A 22,985-nucleotide genomic window follows, 5' to 3' on the forward strand; every position below is an offset into this window, starting at 1 on the left:
AGTTTTTATAAATTAGCTGAAATAAAACATCAAAATACCTGCGGCAACCGCCACATTGAGACTTTCCGCTCGACCTTTCATGCCTATATGAACCAGCTGATCAGCACTCTCAGCCATGACAGAACTAATCCCCTGCCCTTCATTTCCCATGACTAAAACAAAGTTCTCTAGTGAAGAAAGCTCACGATAATCCTTTGAATCTCTCGATAAGGTCGTTGCTAGAATGGGCAAATCGCTCTTCTTTGCCTCTTCTACAAAGCTGGTAAGAGGCATACGATAGATAGGCAAGTGAAAATGACTTCCTTGCATGGAACGTAGAGTCTTAAGACTGTAGATATCTGCTGACTTGTCTGAAACAATAACCCCTGTAAAACCTGCAGCATCCGCCGTCCGAATCATGGTGCCCACATTACCAGGATCTTGAACATCCTCTAAAAATAGATACTTGCCCTGATGGAGATCAGGCAGTCCCACTTCTTCTTTTTGAATCACTGCAACAATCCCTTGAGGAGTTTGCGTATCTGCCAAATCTAGCAAAATCTCCTCTGAAACCCAGATAGTTTGAGGAAAAGCAGCTAGCTGATCTCGATAACTTTCTAGGGCAAAGACCTTTTCAATCGTCACTCCTGCTTGAACAGCTTCTTCAAACAAGTGCCAGCCCTCAATCAAATAAGCAGACTTTCGATATTTTTTTTGATGCAATTTCTTGGCATTTTTTACCACAGAATTGGCTTTTGAGGTTATAATAGTCATAGAAATATTATAACACAATCAAAGGGGTTTGGTATGCAAAAGGTTAGAATGATTGCCCAAGGCAGGGTGCAGGGTGTTGGTTTTCGCTGGGGTGTTTATACTTTAGCTCTTGAAATCGGTGGCATCACTGGTCGTGTCTGGAATAACGATGATGGCACAGTGGAAATTCTTGCTCAGGCAGACTCCTCTGCCACTATGGCAAAATTTATCCAAGAAATCCGAAAAGGTCCGACACCTTTTTCAAAAGTTACCTATCTAGATGTACAAATGAGCAACTTTTCATCCTATTCTGACTTCAAAGTCGCAAATTAGGTCTCTAGAACTATTGTATATTTTACAAAAAAACAGTAGAATAGAAAGGTATAATTTTTAAAGAAGGAATGAAAACATTGAAATCTATTAAACGTTTTGCCCTCTCTGCTATGGGAGTGACTATGCTACTTGTCTTGTCAGGCTGTGTCCAAGTAGACAAAGCAACAGGACAACCCACAGGATTGATTTGGAATACCATCGGAGCACCTATGGCTGAAGCTATCAAGTACTTCGCTACTGATAAAGGTCTAGGCTTTGGTGTGGCTATCATTATCGTAACCATTATCGTACGTTTGATTATCTTGCCACTTGGTATCTACCAATCATGGAAGGCAACGCTTCACTCTGAAAAGATGAATGCCCTCAAACATGTCCTTGAGCCACATCAAACACGCCTCAAAGAGGCAACAACTCAAGAAGAAAAATTAGAAGCCCAACAAGCTCTCTTTGCAGCTCAGAAAGAACACGGCATCAGCATGTTCGGTGGTGTAGGATGTTTCCCTATCCTCATTCAAATGCCTTTCTTCTCTGCTATCTACTTTGCAGCCCAATACACTGATGGAGTAGCTAGCTCTACCTTCTTGGGTATCGATCTTGGTTCACCAAGTCTGCTCCTTGTCGCCTTCGCTGGTATCCTCTACTATCTCCAATCACTTCTCTCACTTCATGGAGTAGAAGATGAGATGCAAAGAGAACAGCTCAAGAAAATGATTTACATGAGCCCACTCATGATTGTCGTCTTCTCCTTCTTCGCACCAGCCAGTGTGACCCTTTACTGGGTTGTCGGTGGTTTCATGATGATTCTCCAACAGTTCATCGTTAACTATGTCGTTCGTCCAAAACTTCGCAAAAAAGTTCGTGAAGAATTTGCCAAAAATCCACCAAAAGCAAGTTCATTTTCAACTGGAGGCGGACGCAAAGATGTCACTCCAAACCAAGCAACTGCGATTATGACTAATAAGAAACATAAAAAACGCAATGCTGGTAAACAACATTCTAGAAAATAAGAAAAAGACTTAGCCTCTCAGCTAAGCCTTTTTGCATCACAAAAGCCCGATGTCTCCATCAGGCTTCTTTTTTATCCATGAACACGTTTCATATAGTCTTGGTAGCTTTCTGTATCCATTAATTCCTTGGCATTCTTGACACGGTCTGCTGTTGGTGGTTTTACCCCTTCAAGCGAATAAGGAATCCCAAGTTCACGCCACTTGAACTCACCCATCGTGTGATAAGGCAAGATTTCAAACTTGTCAACATTTTTGAGGGTCTTGACAAACTTACCAAGTTCGATCAAATCCTCATCTCTATCTGTCAATCCTGGAACCAGCACGTGGCGAATCCAAACAGGCTTCCCGATATCTGATAGGTACTGGGCACAGGCCAAGATGTTTTTATTGGTTTGGCTTGTGACAATCTTATGCTGTTCTTCGTTGATTTCCTTGATATCCAGGAGAACCAAGTCTGTCACCGCCATGAGTTTATTAAACTTTTCGAGATAACGTGGTTTGTTACGGAATGGAAGGGCACAGGTGTCCAAGGTACAGTGGATTCCTTTTTCCTTGGCCTTGGTAAAGAGGGCAATTAGGAAATCAATCTGTAAGAGAGCTTCTCCTCCACTAACAGTGATTCCTCCCTTGTCTCCCCAGAAACCACGGTAGCGAAGAGCTTCTGTCAAGACATCGTCTACTGTCCGTTCGCGTGATTTATTGGTCTCCATCGCCCATGTATCGGGGTTATGACAGTACTGGCAACGCATGTGACAGCCCTGCAAAAAGACAATAAACCGAATCCCAGGGCCATCTACCGCCCCAAAACTCTCTGTCGAATGCACCATTCCTGTCACTTGTCCATAGTCAATTGTTTCTTCAGACATATCGTCACCTTCCTTGAAACCGTTTTATAGTTTTATTATATCACGAGTAAGGTGAAAAACAAGGTTTTTTTGTCTATTTTTTAGAAAGCAATCTGTTTTTCACTTTCATTTTCAATTTCTTTTAATGATCCGATTCAAAGTCAAAACCATACAAGGTTGCAAAATAGTCCTCAGGGCGCTCTGCACGGCGGATTTGGCGGGCTTTTCCTTCTTCGGTATAGAGGATTTCTGCCGAGCGTAGTTTGGCATTGTACTGGTAACCCATGGAGAATCCATGTGCACCTGTATCATGAATCACTAGCAAATCACCGATTTCTGTATGAGGTAGCTCGCGATTCACTGCAAATTTATCATTGTTTTCACAGAGTGAACCGACCACGTCTACCACCTCAACAGGTTCATCTGGATGAGTCAGATTGGTGATATGGTGGTAGGCTCCATACATGGCGGGGCGCATGAGGTTGACTGCTGAGGCGTCCACGCCCAGATAGGTACGATAGGTTTTTTTCTTATGAGTGACTCTTGTGATCAAAGCTCCGTGAGGAGCTAACATAAAGCGGCCTAATTCGGTGAAAATCTTGACCTGACCAAGACCTGCTGGCGTAAGAACTTCTTCATAAACCTTACGCACACCTTCACCAATCATCGCAATATCATTCGGCTCCTGGTCTGGGCGATAGTTGACTCCGATTCCGCCGGAAAGATTGATAAAGTCTAGCGAAATACCCAACTTTTCCTTGATTTCAACAGCCAATTCAAAGAGCTGACGTGCCAACTCTGGATAGTAGAGATGGGTCACGGTATTGGATGCTAGGAAGGAATGAATCCCAAAAGTCCTAGCTCCTTTTTCCTTCAAAATCGCAAAGGCTTCAAAAAGCTGGTCCTTGGTCATCCCAAACTTGGCTTCTCCAGGATTGTCCATGATATCTGTTCCTAGCTCAAAAACACCTCCAGGATTGTAACGACAAGAGATAATTTCTGGAATACCTGCCGCTCGCTCCAGATGTTCAATATCTTCAAAGGCATCCAAGTTAATAGTTGCACCCAATTCACGCGCATAGGCATATTCCTTGTCAGGCGTGTTGTTAGAAGAGAACATGATTTCAGAACCGGGGAAATCCAGTTTGTGGCTCATCAAGAGCTCCACGTAACTAGAACAGTCCACACCACAACCTTCCTCTTGGAGGATTTTCAAGATGGCTGGAGTTGGAGTGGCCTTAACTGCAAAATATTCTTTGAATCCCTTATTCCAAGAAAAGGCTTTGTTGACGGCTCTTGCTTTTTCACGAATCCCCTTCTCGTCATACAAGTGGAAGGGAGTCGGGAACTCTGCAACAATTGTTTCTAAATCTTCACGGCTGATAAATGGTGTTTTCATAAGCATCCTTCTATTCTGTTTGCAAAGAAAGGCTGGGACAATCGTTCCAACCTTTAGTTCTATCTCTTATTTGTCTTCGTCAAAGATATTTCCAATCTCAACATCGATGGATTGGTTCTTAACATCAATATTGGTAACCTTCAAGAGTGACTTGTAATCAAACTGCTTTTCACGTTCTTCTTGGGCATTGTCTGCAAAGACTGCAACGCCAGCTAGTTCAGAGTCAAACTCACGCAAGAGACTAATCATACCGTTGACAGTTCCGCCACCTTTCAGGAAGTCATCCACGATCAAGACACGACTGCCTGCCTTGAGACTGCGTTTTGAAAGGAACATCTTCTCAATGCGGTCACCGCTGGAACCTGAAACATAGTTGACGCTGACCGTTGAACCTTCGGTAATTTTCAAGTCACGACGCACAATGACAAATGGAACGTTGAGGACATTGGCAACTGCATTTGCGAGTGGAACCCCTTTAGTTGCTACTGTCATAACGGCATCGATTTTTTGGTCCATAAAGCTCTTGGCAATGATACGCCCAATATTTTTCAAAATGGCAGGCGTACTAAGCAAATCAGACAGGTAAATGTAGCCACCTGGCAAGATACGGTCGCTTTCTGAAAGTTTGTCACGCAAGTCTGCGATCATTTCTTTGGCTTCATGACTCGAAATTGATGGTGTAAAGATAACGCCACCACCTGCTCCAGTCACAGTCTGAATATGGCCGATTTCGATTTCCTCAAAGGCACGCTTGATAATCACGATGTCCTCTGAAATCGATGATTTAGCAGATTCGTACTTTTCTGCAAAGGTATTGAGACTTGTTAGTTTGTATGGATTATTAATCAAATAGTTGGAAATGACAACCATCCGATCACTTCTTCTTAATTTCATTTTTATTTACCATTCCATTTAATTTTGATATTTTATCCATTATACCACATTCACATAAAAAAACGAACATTATTGCGTAAAAAATGCTCGTTTTTCTTAAATTATTAATCTAAATCTGGTTTATAGAAGGAACGATTGTCCATAGCGAAGATTTTATTGGTCATCTCTCCTTTATCCACCAAAGCTAGAGCTGTTGACATCATCATCATGCTGGCATCTAGATTGTCAATCATATGGATAATCTCCGCCTCCATGATACGTGGACGGACTGGACTTCCATACTCCAGTAAGCCATGATGACTGAGGATAACATGGCGCAGTAGCACCACTTCTTCCCTAGTATCATCGATGCCTAGTTCCATGACTGTCTTGGTTATTTCACTATCGATGAGGGCGATATGGCCGATGAGATTGCCTCGAACTGTGTACTCCGTCTGATCGGGACCACTGAGTTCTAAAACCTTAGCCAAGTCATGCAACATAATCCCAGCATAGAGAAGGCTCTTATTGAGCTGAGGGTAGATATCGCTAATGGCATCTGCCAAGCGCACCATGGTTGCTGTATGATAAGCCAAACCTGTTTCAAAGGCATGGTGGTTGGTCTTGGCAGCCGGATAGGAGTAGAATTCCTTATCATACTTGGTGTAGAGACTACGAACGATACGCTGCCAGACAGGATTTTCAATCTTGAAAATCATTTGCGACATGTAGTCACGGATTTCCTTGACATCAACTGGTGACTTGACCTTGAAGTCAGCTGGATCATTGGGTTCCCCAGGCTGAGGCAAGCGAAGAGTAATTTGATTGACTTGAGGTGTATTATTATAAACTTCTCGACGTCCCTGCATGTGGACGACTTTCCCTGCGGTAAAGGCCTCAACGTTATGAGGTTGGGCATCCCAGAGCTTCCCTTCAATCTCGCCGCTATCGTCTTGGAAGGTAAAGGCTAAGTAGTTTTTCCCAGCACGCGTCTGTCTCAGGTCAGCTGACTTGATCAGGTAAAAGCCTTCAAACAGCTCATCTTTTTTCATGTGACTAATCTTCATATTCTTCCTCATCTTCTTGGAAATGGAGTAGATCAAGCGCAGGCTCACCTTCTGATAATTCAATGTGACGGAGCGTCCGCTCGATAGCTGTGGTACGACGGTTTAATAATTCATCAATATTGCCAGAGGCATGTTGGAGATGCTTTTGTGCTTTGACCAGAATGCCACCAAACTTGCCAAACTCGGTCTTGACGCTGGCAAGAGTCTTGCTGATATGGTCGGCACTCTTTTGGATATTGAGAGTCTTGAAGCCAACTGATAGAGAGTTAAGCAGGGCTGATAGGGTACTTGGACCAGCAACAATAATCTGCTCCTCCCGTCTCAAATCATCAAAGAAGACCGGATTGCGAACAATCTCTGAGTAAAGTCCTTCTGTCGGAACAAACAAGATTCCAAAATTGGTCGTCCGAGGTGGTGCTATGTACTTGCTCTTGATATCCTTGGCAAAGCGCTTGACGCTTGCTAGGAGTGACTTACGACAGCGTTCGATTTCGTCCTTATCGCCTGCTTCATAGGCTTCTTCCAAGCGGTAATAATCCGCCAGTGGAAACTTGGAGTCAATCGGCAAATAGACATATTCCTGGTCGCCTTGGCCAGGTAACTTGATGGCGTACTCTACTCGCTCGCTAGAGTTTTCAACAGTTGCGTATTCTCGTTCGTACTGGGCTGGTGTCATGATGTCTTCGATGATTTGCCCCAGTTGCAATTCTCCCAGAATCCCTCGCGTCTTGGTCCCAGAGAGAACCTTGTTAAGAGCACCAACATCGCGGGCAACTGTCTGCATCTCTCCAAGACCACGATTGACAGACTCCAGTTGTTTGGAAACTGTCTCGAAGGAAGCCTGCAAGCGCGTCTGCAAGGTCTTTTCTAGCTTTTCCTCGACCGTCTGGCGCATTTGTTCCAAACGTTGCTCATTGGACTCCTGCAGGGCTTGAAGGCGTTGGTCGGTCTTGTCCCTAGTTTGTAAAAGATTATCTGTCATTTCTTGACGGACTTGCGTCAGCCCTTGGTGCAACTCCATTCGCACTTCTTGCAAACGGTCGCTGACAGCCACTTCCAAGTCTTTTTGATCTAGCTGACTGGCTTGCCTAGCTTGTTCAAAGCGATAATCCAGTTGGTCTGAAAGATTGTCTGCCTGATCCTCCAAGCTCTTGGCTAGGTACTTATCTTGCTTATCCTGCCTTTGCCAAATGAGAAAGAGTCCAGCTAGGTTGGCAATTAATAATAGTAGTAATACAGTCTCCATCCTACCTCCTGTCCTTGCTATGTAGCACGACGACATAGCCATCTGGGCAAGTCACCGAAACTTCCCTATCTATATATTCGTTAGAAGCGTACACTTTTTTAAAGAAAAAATTCTCCTCAGTCAATTCGTACTTGGCACCGAGAATGGTCAACTGACTATCCCTCACAGGCATAAAAGCAAGATAGTCGTAGTCCGAACGGGGTTCAAGTTGACTGGTTCCTTCTGGACAATAGGCAATCAAGTTTTGCCCATCCTCAATCGCTATCTGACGCATATAGGGTGCCAACTTGGGATTACTAGGCAGAAAGACATTAGCCAGCATATGATCAATACGACCACCCAAAGCCCCAAAAATGGTCACTTGGGCTTGAGGATTTTTTCCAAAAATCGTTAAAAGTGCTAGTTCCAGATCCGTATCATCCTTTTCTGGCTGGGCTTGAACAAAATGTTGGGCACGTTTTTGAATCACCTGACGTTCGTCTGCAGTCACCGAATCAAAATCCCCAACTGCTAGAGCCAGAGGCAGGTCTTCTTCCAAGACCCAGAGTGAGCCTCGATCCACACCGACAAAGCAATCAAAATCCGGCCGATAATGACCGCGATCTCCGCCTGCAAAAACGGCAACCCTAGTCCAGTTGTTTTCTGAGAGTTTGCACTCGTTCATTGACATCTCCCTTAAAGATATAGGATCCTGCTACAAAAACGGTTGCTCCAGCTTCTTTGGCTTGAGCAATGGTTTGGTCATCAATACCGCCATCGACTTCAATCTCAAAGCTCAAACCTTTTTCCTCACGAAGGGCAACCAACTCACGAATCTTATCCATGGTTTCAGGTAGAAAGGCTTGCCCGCCGAAGCCAGGGTTAACCGTCATCACCAAAACTTGGTCAACTAGGTGAAGTACGTGTTTGATAGCTTCAACCGGCGTACCAGGGTTAATGACAACAGAAGGTTTGACACCTAGAGAACGAATCTTTTGAAGAGCACCATGGATATGAGGTGTTGCTTCCACATGGATGCTGATGATGTCCGCTCCTGCACGCGCAAAATCTTCTAGATGATGCTCAGGATTTGATACCATCAAGTGGCAGTCAAAGACCATCTTGCTATGAGGGCGAAGAGCTTCAACCACACCTGCACCAAAACTGATTTGCGGTACAAAGTGACCATCCATGATATCGATATGGGCATATTCTGCCCCAGTTGCTTCTAGGCGTTTGATTTCACGTTCAAAGTTGGCATAATCTGCTGCCAGAATTGACGGAGCAATCTTGTATTGAGACATAGGTTTCTCCTTATTTTGGAATTTTTTTGCTGACTTTTTTATAGGTTTCTCTGCGATTTTCAATTTCACTAAGGAATTGCAGGTAGTTGTCAAAACGGAAGGTTGCAATAGCGCCTTCTTCTACAGCCGGCTTAACCGCACAAGACGGCTCATGGGTATGGGTACAAGTACGGAACTTGCAGTCTCGACTAACACTGGCAATTTCTGGAAAAGCTCGATTAAGGTCTTCTGCCGTTGTTACTTCGTAATCCAGCGATGAAAAACCTGGTGTATCTGCGATTTTCCCACCATTGAGATTGTAAAAACTAACAGCTCGAGTGGTATGACGACCACGACCTAGACTGTCTGAGATCTCTCCTGTTTCAAGATTGAGGTCCGGTGCGATTTTATTGAGGAGGGTTGATTTTCCAACACCTGTCTGCCCCATAAAGACCGTCACTTTTCCTGTCAACAAAGGCAAAAGTTCTTCTTTACTAGTCACAAAGTCGTAACCAATGGCACCGTAAGTCTGCTGATAAAAATCCAGTTCTCCCTTATCTTCTAGCAAATCCATTTTAGAAATATAAACGATAGGATGGATACCCTTGTGTTCTAGAAGAACCAAGAACCGATCCAGCAAGTTGCTGTTGAAGTCTGGTTCCTTGACTGACATGATCACCACAGCTTGGTCAATATTGACAATAGGCGGACGGACCAGGCTATTTTTCCGTTCGTGAATTTTGAGGATATAACCTTCTGAATTTTCCTCGGCAGAAAAGTCTACCCAATCCCCAACATAGGGCGTGTGGCCTTTTTTACGGAAATTTCCACGCGCGCGTGTCTGATAGACTTGGCCATCACTCTCTACATAGTAGAATCCTGCCAAGGCTTTAATAATTTGTCCCTGCATCTTAGAGTCCTTGTCCTTTAAGCGCATCAGCTAGACTGGCAAACTCTTCCAAGCTAAGTGCTTCCCCACGCACAGATGGTGACAAGCCCGCCTGATCCAAAGCCTTGGTCAGCTTATCCTTGACTTCCTCAGTCTTTCCAAAATAGCCTGTCAAGTTATTCCACAAGGTCTTGCGACGATGAGTGAAGCTAGCCTTGGAAACCTTAAAGAAGAAGTTCTCATCTTTTACTGCTACAGCAGGCTCTGGACGGCGCACCATTTTTAAAATGGCTGAGTCCACGTTTGGGGCTGGCACAAAGACCGTACGAGGCACGATGAAGGCAACCTTAGCTGTCATATAATACTGCACAGCAATCGACAAACTACCGTAAGCCTTGGTGTTGGGTTGGGCTGAGATGCGATCCGCCACTTCTTTTTGCATCATGACGACAAACTCACTAAAAGGAATGCCACTCTCGATCAAGTGCATGAGAATAGGAGTCGTAATGTAGTAAGGCAAGTTGGCTACTACCTTGATTGGTAGGTCTGGATTTTTGAAACTCTGGATATGCTGCGCCAAATCCACTTTGAGAATGTCCTCGTTGACTACTGTCACATTGTCAAAATCACGCAGGGTATCTGCTAAAATCGGTACCAAACGGTGGTCGATTTCAAATGCCATAACCTCTGCCGCACGCTCAGCCAAAAACTCCGTCAAAGCACCAATTCCTGGCCCAATTTCAATGACATTAACCTGGTCATCAATCTCAGCTGTATCCACGATCTTTTGAAGAATATTGGTATCGGTCAGAAAATTTTGTCCGAAGGACTTTTTAAAGGTAAAACCGTGACGTTCCAGCACTGCCTTGGTCACGCTATAATCTGCAATTCTCATGTATTCTCTTTTCTATTTGTTAGCTAAAAACAATCTATAAACCCAAACAATTACCAACACCAAGAGAAACCAAAATCTCAAAGGAATATGGTACTCGTCATCTTTAGATTCGGCACCAGTCTCATCAAGCACTTGCTCATCTTCTTTGCGTGGTGCTAGCTTATTTTCTTGGCCTTGCACTTGCTCAGCTTCTTTACGTGGTGCTTGCTCGTCTTCTTGATGTTGTTCTTGGTTCTCTTCTTGACCCTGTGCTTGTTTTTCTTCTTGGTCTTGTTTTTGATTCTCTTCTCGACCTTGTGCTTGTTTTTCTTTTGGGCCTTGCATTTTCTTCAATTCATCTTGGTATGCAACCGAGTCTAGAATATTATCTTCTGGCAATAATTTTGAGGCATAATAATCAGGAAATCCCATAGCAGACCAAATTATGTTCTTTTCTGTTAAAGAAAAATCCAATTCTTGGGGTTGATTTTCCTGAATGGCTCGGATATTTTTTATAAGCTTTCGCGAAACTGTAGTCAATCCATCCATATCAGCAACTTCTAAAACATCAAATCCTAGCATGTCACCTGCTTTGACATTTGCAAGAATATAGCGAACAAAATCATCATATAATTGCAAGGTCTGAGGAGCGTTCTTTTCTAAAAAGGAGCGGTTTTGGGTGGCCTTTTTCTGGAATTTTTCAATAGGAAGTAAGATATTAAATTTTTTCCATAAAATATTAGGCATTCGCACATCTTTTTCATCCCAAAATAATTGCCAAAAATAAGGAATGGTGTAAACTCCCTCCGTTAAAATAAGTACATCTTTCCCGTTTTTTAAATAAATATAGCTTCTATTTGCCATATCGTTTCCTTTCACCATTTTTATGAAGGCTTTGCCTTCCGTCAAAGTCACTCCAAACAGGGCCAACTGTTTAGATTGCCTCTTGTGACCAAAAAGTCAATGCATATTGTTCTAATTTTCATTCATTATCTTTTAAGAAAATCATTTATTCTCTTTTCTAATAGGAACGGCGATATATCCAAACAAATTCATTTCCTCTAGAACTCTGATGAATCAGGTCTTTTAAATAGATATTGGGATTCGTCAGTTCTTTTGTTTCTGTATGATAGCTTGTTATTGTCTGCCCACCATGTCGGAGAAGCCACTCTGTATCCAATCTAGGCAAATATCTGTCCTTTTGAAGAAAATCACAAAATTCCTCTACTGTCATGTCCTCAGGAACTTCAAGTTCTACCTTGTGAGGCAGAACATCATCCCCCATACAGATAGACTCTCTATCAACGATTATTTTCATCTCTTGATCAGCCTTTAGCTCTTCCTTCTAGTTCCTCACTGAACTGTTGCATTTCTTTAAACGCTTTGTCACTGACATAAACACCCGCTTTATAATACTCAGTCTGGTTAATGGCATAGTCAAAGATTTCAATCATGCCTCCAGCGTTTTCAATCATAGCGCTCCAATTTTCATCGAAAACCATTCGCAAACGTTTCCAATCAGTAAACACTGAAACCGAATTTCGTCCATTTTTTCCTTCTCTAGTCGGAAGATTAAATGTAGCGGATTCTTCTAAAACATGAGCATTACTTTCCTGACTAGGTTCAGGAAATCCTGATGATGCATTTATAGGAAGAAGGAATTTAGCTTTTGGCATTGCCATTGAAAAGAACTTATAATAGAGTTTATAAATTAATTCTTCCTCTTCTGTAGTCGGTCTATCCATCTGTCCCATCAAAAGCATCCATCTCACAATATCAGGGTTCATAACAGGAACTTGTATCTCTGGCAAGCCTGAAAAATCTGGTTTTTGAACTAAAATAGAAGAACTTATACTAACTTCTTTGGTATTAAAGAATGCTCCTAAAGCACCATTCAAGTAAAAGGCTGTCCCAAGAAAATTCTCAATTCCTTTTTTATCTTCCGTATTTTCAATCCGTTTTACCACTTTTAATTGGTTTTCAATTGTTTCCTTATACTGATGATACCAACGAGGGGTAAATAGCATAAGCATCGGGTCAGTGCATAGATAGCCTTCGTCACCTCTATCATATGTAGTTGAGAAAAGATAAGGTTCCCCAGTATTTTCTGAATAAACTGCATAAATCGAATCTGCTTCTAGCAACTTGTCCTTGACAATTTCTGCTAGACGCTCTGACTTACGAGTATTTTCTTGATTGCTCTCTTCACTTTTTGGTTTTTGACGGCAATCCCATAAAAAAGCCTGTAAAATTTCGATACTATCATCAAGACTAAGATTCTGATAGTCCTCATCGCTTACTTTGCCTTCTTGAATAGTCACAAAAGTTCGATAGAGAGCATAAGCATAGCTAGATAAACGCTTTTTTTCATCTACACCAGGACTATAGAGCACACTTCCCTTTTTTAACTTAGCTAGAGAGGGAAGCATATCAATCTCTAGATAAACTAACTCCTCATCTCTAAGAGATTCCACATCTTTGTTTTGGCAAGTAAGTTTTTTTACAACTACAGTTTCAAGAGTATCCATACCTTGATCGGGATTGCAAAACTGAAGACGATCACCAACTGTCAAACTCCCTTCCAAAGTCGCAGCAATCAGCAATTCCCTCTTTTCTTTCATCGTGAAGAAACCCAAAACTCCTAGACAAGCATCTCCTTTGGTTTCTTCTGTTGTCTTCTGTGCTTCTGTCTTTTTAAAAAAATCAAAAATTCCCATTGCTTTTCCTCATTAATTTCACCCAAGTGCTGATTTTATCAATTATCTTTTTTTATCAGGCATGGTATTGAGCATAGTTGAAGCATATGCTATTACCTCTATTGTAACACATTCCCTTTGTATTTTTGGGCTATCTGGTTATTGTTATCACTTTTCAGGACTCTCCAAACAGATTTCGATATCTAAATTTCTTTCCACTATTGAAGTAAGCATAAAATTTATTTTTCTAATTCTTTATAGATTGTCTCTTGAAAAGGTCAGTTGTTCAAGTAAGGAATATAGTTTTGCTTGCTCCTCTTCTTCGTAAGCAGATCTATTTGCTTTTACTTCCCTGCATTTCTCGTCATACAGAAAACCGTCATGGCCATCTTCTGTAGATAAGGCTGTGTAGACTTTGGCCATTTCTTCAGGACTAATCGAAAATCTTGACTTGATTTTATACAATTTTTTCATAAAAGCGCTTAGGTGATTATAGCGGCGCATATCAACTTTGACATTGGTCACACGGATTGCCTGAATTTTGATACCTTTCCAATGTTTCCGCATATAAAGCGACAGCATCAACAAGGCCAGTTTATTCTGATAATAGGTCTTGGCAGGACTATAATGTTTTTGACCAGCTAAATTTTTAAAATCAAGCTTCATGAAAGGATAAAGCATCAGCCCTTGAGAAGAAATATTAATAATCCGACCACTCTCAGATTTTTCCAACAAGCCCTTTAACAAGGTAGAAAGTAAAAAGGGAGCAACCACATTGGTCGCAAATTGCTTTTCCACTCCGTCTTTGCTAAGAATCGGCTTTTTGACCGATAAGTCAAAATCAGCCGCATTGTTCATTAAAACATCTAAAGTCTCTTCTTTTTGGATATACTGTTCTACCGCTTCCTTGATACTTTTCATCTCAGATAAATCAACCAAGATATAATCTACATGCGGATTTCCTGTTTGTTGGCAGATTTCCTCACAGGCTTGCTCAGCAGCTTCCTTCCGTCTACAAAAGAGAGTTACTGACCACCCCTTTTCAGCTAATTGTTTTGCAGCCTGATAGCCAATACCACTATTGCCACCCGTAATAATTACTTTTTTCATTTCTGACTCCGTTAGTCTGAATACTTAGCCATCACTTCTTCCACTTCTGCCAAGGTTACCCCAAATAACTCCAACCGCTTGAGGAGTTGCTTGCCGTTGGAATAGCCGATGCGGAGCTGTTCGCCTAGATACTCTCGGCGCCTACGGCTGTCTGCTCCCGCTAGGAAACCTAGGCGAATCAAGTCACCACGACTGATGTCAAACTCGTTCTTGTTTTCAAATTGCTCTGTCACCTGAGCCAACGCTGCTTTTAGATCTTCATAGCTGGCGTGTTCGATTCCCAGAGAACGTCCCTTGGGCTTGGATTTGGGAACAGCCTCTTCTCGCTTGAGAAAGGCATGCTGCACTGTTGGAATGGCCGTCATAATCATGCGACGAATGCGTTCCCCATTAAAATCTGGATCGGTAAAAACAATAACTCCATGCAAATCATGCAGGCGCTGAATACGTTCTATATCCTGGTCATTTATTGCGGAACCTCGTGTTTCATAGGTCTCTACATCAAAGTAACGTTTGAGATTGGCCGTATCATCGCGACCTTCAACCACGATGACTTGGGAAATTTTTTCTTTCATCACTTGCTGTCCAATCCAAAGATACGCTCTGCATTTGCAGTTGTTACTGCGGCTAACTCCTCAGTCGTCATCCCACGCAAGTCGGCGATAAAGTCCACCACGTATCGTGTGTAGGCTGTTTTGTTTTCACGGCCACGTTTAGGAACAGGAGCTAGGTAAGGGGCATCTGTCTCAACAAGGATTTTATCCAAAGGAAGTTCCCTAGCAGCCTCTTGTATATCTGTCGCTTTCTTAAAGGTCACCACACCTGAGAAAGAAATAGTCATGCCAAGCTCGACAAACTTCTCAGCCCACTCGAGAGATCCTGAAAATGAATGCATAATCCCACCACGAGGACCAACGCCCTCACTCTTGATAATCTCATAAGTATCTTCAAGCGCATCACGAGTGTGGACCACAAAAGGCAAATCCAAGTCCTTAGACAGCTGAATCTGACGACGAAAAACCTGTTCCTGCACTTCCTTAGGTGCTGTCATCCAGTGGTAGTCCAGACCAATCTCCCCCAAGGCAACAACCTTGGGATGTTTTAGTTTTTCAAGCAAGTAAGCTTCGACCTCGTCTGTGTAAGTCCCTGCTTCCGTCGGATGCCAGCCAATAGTTGCGTAGAGTTGCTCATACTCATCTGCCAATTCCAAGGCTCGCTCAATGGTCGGTGTATCAAAACCAACAATATTCATCTGTGTCACACCCATCTCAGCAGCCAAGGCGATTTCTTCTGCCTCACGTCCTGCAAATTCTTCTACATTTAAATGTGTGTGCGTATCAAAAATCATCTCTTCTAACCTCATTTTCTTCCATCTATTATACCAAAAATAGCATCCCCCGGCTTGTAAAAATATTCTAATACCGATCATTCTCCCTTGACTGCATTTTTTCAAAGCAGTATAATAACACTTATTGAAATTTTCATCAAAGGAAAAGAAAATGTTTAGAAAATTAAAATATACCTTTATCGGTCGACCACTCAAGTCTCTCACAGATAGTGAAGGGGGATTACTTGGAAAAATGCAGGCACTTGCAATGTTATCCAGTGATGCCCTGTCTTCTATTGCCTATGGACCTGAACAAGTCATTCTCGTATTAGTCAGTCTCTCTCCTCTCGCTATTTGGTGGAGCCTCCCTATCGGTATTTTTGTCCTCTTACTCCTCGCTAGTTTGACCATTTCCTATCGTCAAATTATTCACGCCTATCCTCAAGGTGGAGGAGCTTATATGGTTACTCGGGAAAATCTCTCCCCTGAATTAGGCTTGATTGCAGGGGGCAGCCTCCTTGTTGACTATATGCTGACAGTAGCCGTATCCGTTGCGTCTGGAGCTGATGCTATTACAGCAGCCATTCCTGCCCTCCATCCCTACAATCTTCATATCTCTATTTTCCTAGTCTGCTTGCTCATGCTCTTGAATTTAAGAGGATTGAAAGAATCTGCCAGCTCTCTGATGATTCCCGTCTACCTCTTTATCTTCAGTACCGTCTTTCTCTTGCTTTATGGGTTCTTTCAACTATTTACAGGTTCCCTAAACTATCAGGCGACTTCAACCATTGGGCAAACCGTTCCGAGCCTTTCCATCGTTCTCCTATTGAGAGCCTTTACCAGTGGCTCTGCCTCTCTGACAGGGGTTGAGGCTATTTCAAATGCGGTACCATTTTTCAAAACTCCGAAAGAAAAGAATGCTGCTCAGACCCTGACCATCATGTCGCTGATTTTAGGATTTCTTTTTGCGGGCATTACCTTCCTAAACTACTGGATGGGCATCACACCTCAAAATGGAGAAACCATCCTCTCGCAAATGGCCAAGGGCATTCTTGGTGATTCATTCTTTGGTCATGCTAGTTACTATCTCTTCCAGTTCTCAACAGCCTTGATTCTAGCTGTAGCTGCAAATACTGGCTTTTCAGCCTTCCCTATGTTGGCCTACAATATGGCTAAAAACAAGTACATGCCCCATCTCTTTATGGAAAAAGGGGATCGCCTTGGCTACTCCAACGGTATCTTAACTCTGGCTTTTGGAGCTATGATCCTTCTTCTCATTTTTAATGGGAATACTGAACGCTTGATTCCTCTTTATACTATCGGGGTCTTCGTTCCCTTTGCCCTTTCTCAGACTGGGATGATTCGTCATTGGAAAAAGGAAAAAGGAGCAAACTTCTTAAAACCTGCCTTTGCCAATATCATTGGGGCCATCATTTGTTATGCTATCGTTCTCATTTTACTCCTCTTCAGACTGGGTGATATCTGGCCATTCTTCCCAATTATCCTAGTTTTAACCTTCCTCTTTTTGTCCATTCACAGCCATTACCAAAAAGTGGCAAAACAACTACGACTCTACGAAGGAATTGAAAAGCGCACTTATGACGGCAATCTTGTCCTTGTTCTAGTAGGAAATGTCACTCGAGTAAGTGTCGGAGCCATTAACTACGCTCAAAGTATCGGTGATGAAGTGTTAGCCATGCACATTTCGACTAAAGAAACGGCAGAAAAAGACCAAGAAATTCTTCAGGAATTTGCCGATTACTTCCCAAATATCACTCTGAAGAATATCAATACTAGCTACCGCGACATCATCACCCCTAGCGTTAAGTATGTCAAACGAATCGCCCAAGAAGCTAAGCAAAAAAACTACACCGTTACAGTTCTTGTACCACAGTTTATCCCTAACAAGCCTTGGCAAAATATCCTGCACAATCAAATGAGCCTCAAACTAAAATACGCTCTCAGATGGCACGAAGACGTCGTTGTCGCTAGCTACTCTTATCACTTAAAAGAATAAACAAAAACTCAAAATCAGTAACTTATATCTGGTTTTGAGTTTTTTTGTATGTGACCTTTTAAATGAGCCCTCCATGAGTTCTATTTGAAATGACCGATTTCGTGGACAATTCACCCTTTAAGATAAAAAGAAAAGCCAGTAGACTCGAGTTCCTACTGACTTCTTTGTTGAATTCGTTTGGATTATGCAGCCAAAACTTTGCGTCCTTTACGACGACGAGCTGCCAATACGCGACGACCGTTTTTAGTTGACATACGGTTACGGAATCCGTGTTTACGCGCACGACGAAGTTTACTTGGTTGATAAGTACGTTTCACGATGAATACCTCCTCATAGATTTTGTATTCGTTTAGCCGGCTATAAAGTGATCAGTTACTAAACATACTTTACTATTCTATCTGATTCTTACCTATTTGTCAATAGCTCTAAGGAAATGTTTCCTGCTTTTCCCTATGAAAGCCTTATCTACGATACTGACTCAAGAAACGTGTCATCTTTTCTTGGATTTGCGCTAATTCGTCCACACGAGGAAGGTAAACGATACGGAAATGGTCTGGTTCCTTCCAGTTAAAACCACGACCATGAACCAAGAGAACCTTTTCCTGCTTCAAGAAATCAAGAACGAACTGTTCATCATCATCGATGCGGTACATACTGCGGTCAATTTTAGGGAAGATATAAAGACCCGCCTTCGGTTTGACCGCAGACAAACCTGGGATATCTTGGATAGCATTGTAAATGAAGTTTCTTTGCTCGTAAATCCGTCCACCAGGAAGGAGCAATTCATCTACTGACTGGTGCCCACCCAGTGATGTTTGTACGACTTGCTGGGCCAAAACGTTAGAGCAAAGACGCATATTGGACAGCATATTGAGACCTTCGATATAACCCTTGACATGGTGCTTAGGACCAGACAAGACCATCCATCCTACACGAAAACCAGCGATACGATGGGATTTTGACAGACCATTCATGCTGACACAGAAAACATCAGGTGCCAAGCTCGCCACAGGCGTATGCACATGCCCATCCATCACCATGCGGTCATAAATCTCATCCGCAAAGATAATCAAATCGTTCTGACGAGCAATCTCAATAATCTCCAACAAGAGTTCCTTAGGATAAAGGGCTCCAGTTGGGTTATTTGGATTGATAAGGACGATTGCCTTGGTATTGGAAGTAATTTTTGACTTAATATCGTCAATATCTGGGTACCATTCTGCAGCTTCATCACAGATATAGTGAACGGCATTTCCCCCAGCTAGGCTGACCGCAGCTGTCCAGAGAGGATAGTCTGGCATAGGCACCAAGACCTCATCGCCATTATCCAAAAGCCCTTGCATGGACATAACAATCAGCTCACTGACACCATTTCCGAGGTAGATATCATCAATGTCTACATTGGGGAATTTCTTCAGTTGGCAATACTGCATGATGGCCTTGCGGGCTGAGAAAATCCCTTTGGAGTCAGAATATCCCTCACTATCACGCGCATTCATAATCAAGTCATGAATGACCTCATCTGGTGCAGTAAAGCCAAATTCTGCTGGATTTCCTGTATTCAGACGTAAAATCTTTTCTCCGTTTGCTCGCATCCGCATAGCTTCTTCCAAAACAGGACCACGGATATCATAGGCAACGTGCTCTAACTTACTAGACTTGTTATATTCTTTCATCTTGTTTCCTCAATTCATCGAGATAGTAACATTATACCACTAGAAAGGGATTGCGACAAGTTTCCTGAAATGAGCAAGCAAAGAAAAAAACTCACAACGACTAGGTTCTCACCGTCTAAACAACTAGAATACAGAAGTATTTTCTCACATACCAAAAGACAAACCTAGAAAGATCAGCGCTAAAAAAGAATCATACAAAAGATTAAACATGAGAAAGAGCCCCCACGTGACCAAATAGTCCAAGCGACAACTTCTCTTTGCAATCACAAATAAAATGATGTGGTAGACTAGGTGAAAGAGAAGAAATCCAACAAAACCTGGATAGAGAACGGGCATGACTCTTTCCAGCTGCCAAAGCATCACTACTTCACCTACAAGTGACGCAAGGATAATTCCATGATAAAGAAAACTTATTTTTTTAGAATCTTGAACAAAATCTTTCATACTTTCTCATCCCCTCGCTGTGTTTCCTACTATCCCGTTTTCTTTTATTTTAACATATCTCCACCAAATCGAATCTCCAATAATATTTATTTAAATATGATTTTTACTTTACTTCTTTAGTGAAAAGGGTTACAATAACAGTAAGAAAATTTCAGGAGGTTTCATTATGGCACAACGTTACCAAAATGTTATGGTCGCAATTGATGGTTCTAAAGAAGCAGACTTGGCTTTCGTCAAAGGTGTTTACACTGCTCTACGCAACGAATCCAAGCTCACCATTGCCCATGTTATCGACACACGCGCTCTTCAAAGCGTGTCTACCTTTGATGCTGAAGTTTACGAAGAACTCCAAGTCGATGCTGAAAGTCTGATGAAGGAGTACGAAAAGCGCGCAAGAGATGCTGGTGTGACCGATATTCATATCGTCATCGAAATGGGAAATCCAAAAACCCTCCTTGCCCGTACTATTCCAGACGCAGAAAACGTTGACCTGATTCTCGTTGGTGCAACAGGGCTCAATGCCTTTGAACGCCTCTTGGTTGGCTCTTCATCTGAGTACATTCTCCGCCATGCAAAAGTCGATTTGCTGGTCGTGAGAGAAAGTGAAAAAACATTGTAATCATTAAAAAGGGAGTCTCTGGCTCCTTTTTGTTTGTCCTGATTGGGTCACAAAAAGGCTTTAAACAATAGTTTAAAGCCTCTATCTTATTTAGAAAGTAGTCAATCTCAAAAGATTGAATTATTTGTAACTGTATGCCCAGTAGTATACACCGTTTCCATCAACTACTGCTGCTACAGCTCCTTCAGTGACATTCGGATCGAGAAGCAAGTCTCTCAAACCACTGTTTGCCCATTTCTTAACGACAACAGCAGCATCTTCATCACGACGTCCTACAAAGCCTGTACTATCGTATTGACGTGAAATTTCATTTACTTTTGGAAGTGCTTGATTTTGATAAATGTCTTCAGACCAAGTCAATTCTTTCAATCCTTGAGCTTTACGAGTCTCATTGATTTTAGCGAAAGCTTCTTTCGCTTTTGAAACATAGTCATAGTTTGTATCGTTTGTTGCTTCAACACGGTAAACAAACTTCACATAACCAAATTCTACATCACTGTATTTCTTGTCTTCGACACCACTCTTGAGATTTGCAATCAAGACATAGTCCTTAGCGTATGGGTTTTCTTTCGTCTTCTCAAAGATTTCTGGATCTTCGATTTCCCACTCAACTTTAGCATCCCAACCAGAGTTATCAAGGAACTTAGGATTCATTTTTTCGATGACATAGTTTTTGAACTCTTCAACATTCTTGAATGGCAATGCTTGACCTGCTTTAGCAGTCGTTACCAAGTTAGTTGAGTAAAGTTTCACGCTTGAGTTCTTGTCACTGTACATGTACTCGTCATCAGCAGTGTTTTCGTGAAGTTTTGGATCACGAGCTGGATCGTTTGGATCAGTCATCCCTTGAAGTTTCCATTTTCCTCCAAGCCACTTCCAGTATGCTGAATAACCTGTACGCTCTGAGTTAGATGATACATAGTAGTAATGTGCACTACCGTCGAAGTAGTAGTTTTTATCATTCTTGAGGACTGCATCACCTGGTTTACCTGGTGGGTAAACCAATTTTGGAGTTTGTCCATTTGGTGCCCAAGCCAAGTGTTCCAATCCTTCAGCTGGTTTTTCAACATAATCAGGGATTTGGTTTTCACTTGGTTCATCAGTCGTTACCAAACCTGGTGTTGTTGGGATAGCTGGAGTTGCTGGTGTTTCTGGTTTTGGTTCTGCTGGTGTTTCTGTTGATGGCTTGAATGGATCAAATTCACCTTCAGCACCATTAATTGGTGGATTTTCTGGTAGGTCAACACTTGGAGTTGCTGGTTGTTCTGGTTTTGGCTCAGCTGGTGTTGTTGGCTCTTCAGGTTTATCACTAGGAGCTGGTGTTGGAGTCTCTGGTTCTGCTGGTGTTGGAGCAGGAACTTCAGGTTGACTTGGCTGTGCTGGCTCAACCGGAGTTGTTGGTTGTTCTGGTTTTGGTTCAGCAGGTGTTGCCGGTTGTGCTGGTGTTGTATCAGCAGAATCTTTCACCAAGACCCACTTACCATTTTGGTAGTAGTAATAATCACCATTGTCTAATACATAGTAATGGTAACCATTTTCGTAACGATAGTGCGGATCGTTTTCCAAGTTGTTAGTAGATGAGTTGTTGTTACTATTGTTTGTCAAAGGTTTCCACTGACCGTCACGATAAATACGGTAGCTACCGTCGTTCATGCGGTAGTAGTGATTGCCATTCCAGTAAATATAGTTTTCATCGCTAGCAAGGTTGTTGTAACTATTCCAATAGTTATAACCATAGTAGTTGCTACTGTTGTCATAGCCATAGTAGTTATTCCAATTATTGTAACCGTAGTTGTAACTTGGGTAATAGCTACCATATCCATAGTTATAGCTTGGGTAGTAGCTATTGTAGCCATAGTTATAGCTTGGGTAATAACTGTTGTAGCCGTAACTTCTTACAGTATAGTTTGATGTGCGGCTACGATTTGCAGTAGTACGGTTAGAAGTACGATTGCTTGAACGACGGCTAGTTCTTGTATAGTAGCTATTATTCCCATTCCAATTGTAAGCAGCGTGAGCTTCACTTGGTGCAAAAGTTGGAAGCATTGTTACAGCTGTTAAAACAGAAGCTGTCAAATAGGTATATTTTTTCTTCATTTCAACCTCTTAATTCTTTAATTTCTAAACTTGAAAATTAAAATAATAAAAATTTGGAAAGCATTTGTGCACAATTTTATAACTAAACCTCAAAACTAGAGTGAATTCTTCACATCAACTTGTTAACAGGCCTGAAATAAACAAGTTGACTTTCTGTCTTTAAAAAGAGCATATTGTAGTAGCATGAGGATTTTATATTTATTCGCTTTCTGAAGTTATTCTAACACATCAACTTTTAAACATCAAATAATTTGACTCGTCTTTTTTTGATATTTTTTTAAAAAAAAGCTAGATAAATTGGGGGAAAGTGCCACGCTGCATTATTTTTTGTAAACTAAAATATTTTTATTTTCGTTTTCAAAAAAAATTTCAAGCGTTTTGTTATTCAAAATAAGTATAAATATGCTAACAATAATTAGTTCTATTTATGTAATTGTTCGGTTTTTAGCCTCGAAAAAATCCCCGAATTTTT

At 41.9% G+C, this 22,985-nt stretch carries 24 protein-coding genes; 4 read left to right on the top strand and 20 right to left on the bottom strand.

Translation table 11 applies throughout. The features are described from left to right. Positions 1–12: 12 nt before the first annotated feature. Positions 13–753, bottom strand: coding sequence for a TrmH family RNA methyltransferase (locus B7723_RS02015; protein WP_049550063.1), 741 nt, complete (start codon positions 751–753; stop codon positions 13–15). Positions 754–786: 33 nt separating this feature from the next. On the opposite strand from B7723_RS02015, the gene B7723_RS02020 reads away from it, so the two are divergent. Further along, the gene (locus B7723_RS02020; protein WP_001174620.1) at positions 787–1,065 is read left to right on the top strand and encodes an acylphosphatase; all 279 of its coding nucleotides are present in this window, start codon (positions 787–789) and stop codon (positions 1,063–1,065) included. A gap of 77 nt (positions 1,066–1,142) precedes the next feature. Next, positions 1,143–2,072 carry a membrane protein insertase YidC gene (gene yidC, locus B7723_RS02025; RefSeq protein ID WP_084849045.1) on the top strand — a complete coding sequence of 310 codons (930 nt, stop codon included), beginning with the start codon at positions 1,143–1,145 and terminating at the stop codon, positions 2,070–2,072. 71 nt (positions 2,073–2,143) lie between these two features. Here yidC and pflA read toward each other — a convergent pair whose 3' ends face one another. The 15 genes from pflA to B7723_RS02100 form a co-directional block, all read right to left on the bottom strand. Then, positions 2,144–2,938, bottom strand: a complete 795-nt coding sequence (gene pflA, locus B7723_RS02030; RefSeq protein WP_001288281.1) for a pyruvate formate-lyase-activating protein — start codon at positions 2,936–2,938, stop codon at positions 2,144–2,146. A 121-nt stretch (positions 2,939–3,059) separates the two neighbouring features. After that, positions 3,060–4,316 (bottom strand): diaminopimelate decarboxylase, encoded by a 1,257-nt coding sequence (locus tag B7723_RS02035; RefSeq protein ID WP_084849015.1) that lies wholly within the window; start codon positions 4,314–4,316, stop codon positions 3,060–3,062. Between the two features lie 66 nt (positions 4,317–4,382). Then, the gene (purR, locus tag B7723_RS02040; protein WP_002874197.1) at positions 4,383–5,210 is read right to left on the bottom strand and encodes a pur operon repressor; all 828 of its coding nucleotides are present in this window, start codon (positions 5,208–5,210) and stop codon (positions 4,383–4,385) included. Positions 5,211–5,314: 104 nt separating this feature from the next. After that, entirely contained in the window at positions 5,315–6,256 is a 942-nt protein-coding gene (locus tag B7723_RS02045; RefSeq protein WP_000703206.1) for a 3'-5' exoribonuclease YhaM family protein, read from the bottom strand. After that, on the bottom strand, positions 6,246–7,502 hold the full coding sequence (gene rmuC, locus B7723_RS02050; protein ID WP_162279187.1) for a DNA recombination protein RmuC: 1,257 nt from the start codon (positions 7,500–7,502) through the stop codon (positions 6,246–6,248). Before rmuC ends, B7723_RS02045 begins: the two co-directional genes overlap by 11 nt. Before the next feature lies 1 nt (position 7,503). Continuing rightward, entirely contained in the window at positions 7,504–8,166 is a 663-nt protein-coding gene (locus tag B7723_RS02055) for a thiamine diphosphokinase (protein ID WP_084849017.1), read from the bottom strand. Then, on the bottom strand, positions 8,129–8,785 hold the full coding sequence (gene rpe / locus B7723_RS02060) for a ribulose-phosphate 3-epimerase (protein WP_084849018.1): 657 nt from the start codon (positions 8,783–8,785) through the stop codon (positions 8,129–8,131). The genes B7723_RS02055 and rpe overlap by 38 nt, the downstream gene beginning before the upstream one ends. 10 nt (positions 8,786–8,795) lie before the next feature. Beyond that, entirely contained in the window at positions 8,796–9,674 is an 879-nt protein-coding gene (gene rsgA / locus B7723_RS02065; RefSeq protein ID WP_084849046.1) for a ribosome small subunit-dependent GTPase A, read from the bottom strand. A gap of 1 nt (position 9,675) precedes the next feature. Next, positions 9,676–10,548: a 16S rRNA (adenine(1518)-N(6)/adenine(1519)-N(6))-dimethyltransferase RsmA gene (rsmA, locus tag B7723_RS02070; protein ID WP_084849019.1), complete on the bottom strand. Its 873-nt coding sequence runs from the start codon at positions 10,546–10,548 to the stop codon at positions 9,676–9,678. 12 nt (positions 10,549–10,560) lie between these two features. Beyond that, positions 10,561–11,391, bottom strand: coding sequence for a dimethyladenosine transferase (locus B7723_RS02075; protein ID WP_084849047.1), 831 nt, complete (start codon positions 11,389–11,391; stop codon positions 10,561–10,563). Positions 11,392–11,548: 157 nt separating this feature from the next. Then, the gene (locus B7723_RS02080) at positions 11,549–11,845 is read right to left on the bottom strand and encodes a hypothetical protein (RefSeq protein WP_000692386.1); all 297 of its coding nucleotides are present in this window, start codon (positions 11,843–11,845) and stop codon (positions 11,549–11,551) included. Between the two features lie 7 nt (positions 11,846–11,852). Next, positions 11,853–13,244 carry an SseB family protein gene (locus tag B7723_RS02085; protein WP_084849020.1) on the bottom strand — a complete coding sequence of 464 codons (1,392 nt, stop codon included), beginning with the start codon at positions 13,242–13,244 and terminating at the stop codon, positions 11,853–11,855. Positions 13,245–13,478: 234 nt separating this feature from the next. Beyond that, the gene (locus B7723_RS02090; RefSeq protein WP_084849021.1) at positions 13,479–14,333 is read right to left on the bottom strand and encodes an SDR family NAD(P)-dependent oxidoreductase; all 855 of its coding nucleotides are present in this window, start codon (positions 14,331–14,333) and stop codon (positions 13,479–13,481) included. Between the two features lie 11 nt (positions 14,334–14,344). Next, on the bottom strand, positions 14,345–14,908 hold the full coding sequence (gene rnmV, locus B7723_RS02095) for a ribonuclease M5 (RefSeq protein WP_084849022.1): 564 nt from the start codon (positions 14,906–14,908) through the stop codon (positions 14,345–14,347). After that, complete coding sequence (locus B7723_RS02100; protein ID WP_084849023.1) at positions 14,908–15,681, bottom strand: TatD family hydrolase; 774 nt, start codon at positions 15,679–15,681, stop codon at positions 14,908–14,910. Before B7723_RS02100 ends, rnmV begins: the two co-directional genes overlap by 1 nt. Before the next feature lie 151 nt (positions 15,682–15,832). Between B7723_RS02100 and B7723_RS02105 the strand changes: the two genes are divergently transcribed. Beyond that, positions 15,833–17,677 carry an APC family permease gene (locus B7723_RS02105; protein WP_084849024.1) on the top strand — a complete coding sequence of 615 codons (1,845 nt, stop codon included), beginning with the start codon at positions 15,833–15,835 and terminating at the stop codon, positions 17,675–17,677. A 182-nt stretch (positions 17,678–17,859) separates the two neighbouring features. On the opposite strand, the gene rpmH is transcribed toward B7723_RS02105, so the two are convergent. The 3 genes from rpmH to B7723_RS02120 form a co-directional block, all read right to left on the bottom strand. Continuing rightward, positions 17,860–17,994, bottom strand: a complete 135-nt coding sequence (gene rpmH / locus B7723_RS02110; RefSeq protein WP_000831905.1) for a 50S ribosomal protein L34 — start codon at positions 17,992–17,994, stop codon at positions 17,860–17,862. Positions 17,995–18,138: 144 nt separating this feature from the next. Continuing rightward, a complete protein-coding gene (locus tag B7723_RS02115; protein ID WP_084849025.1) occupies positions 18,139–19,353 on the bottom strand; it encodes a pyridoxal phosphate-dependent aminotransferase in 1,215 nt (404 codons plus the stop codon). Positions 19,354–19,497: 144 nt separating this feature from the next. After that, on the bottom strand, positions 19,498–19,797 hold the full coding sequence (locus B7723_RS02120; RefSeq protein WP_084849026.1) for a hypothetical protein: 300 nt from the start codon (positions 19,795–19,797) through the stop codon (positions 19,498–19,500). A 166-nt stretch (positions 19,798–19,963) separates the two neighbouring features. Between B7723_RS02120 and B7723_RS02125 the strand changes: the two genes are divergently transcribed. Continuing rightward, a complete protein-coding gene (locus B7723_RS02125) occupies positions 19,964–20,416 on the top strand; it encodes a universal stress protein (protein WP_000079162.1) in 453 nt (150 codons plus the stop codon). A 120-nt stretch (positions 20,417–20,536) separates the two neighbouring features. Here B7723_RS02125 and B7723_RS02130 read toward each other — a convergent pair whose 3' ends face one another. Further along, positions 20,537–22,513 (bottom strand): cell wall protein, encoded by a 1,977-nt coding sequence (locus B7723_RS02130; RefSeq protein ID WP_084849027.1) that lies wholly within the window; start codon positions 22,511–22,513, stop codon positions 20,537–20,539. Positions 22,514–22,985: the final 472 nt, after the last annotated feature.

Origin of the sequence: Streptococcus oralis subsp. oralis, from assembly GCF_002096435.1 — a bacterium.
Lineage (GTDB): Bacteria > Bacillota > Bacilli > Lactobacillales > Streptococcaceae > Streptococcus > Streptococcus oralis_AA.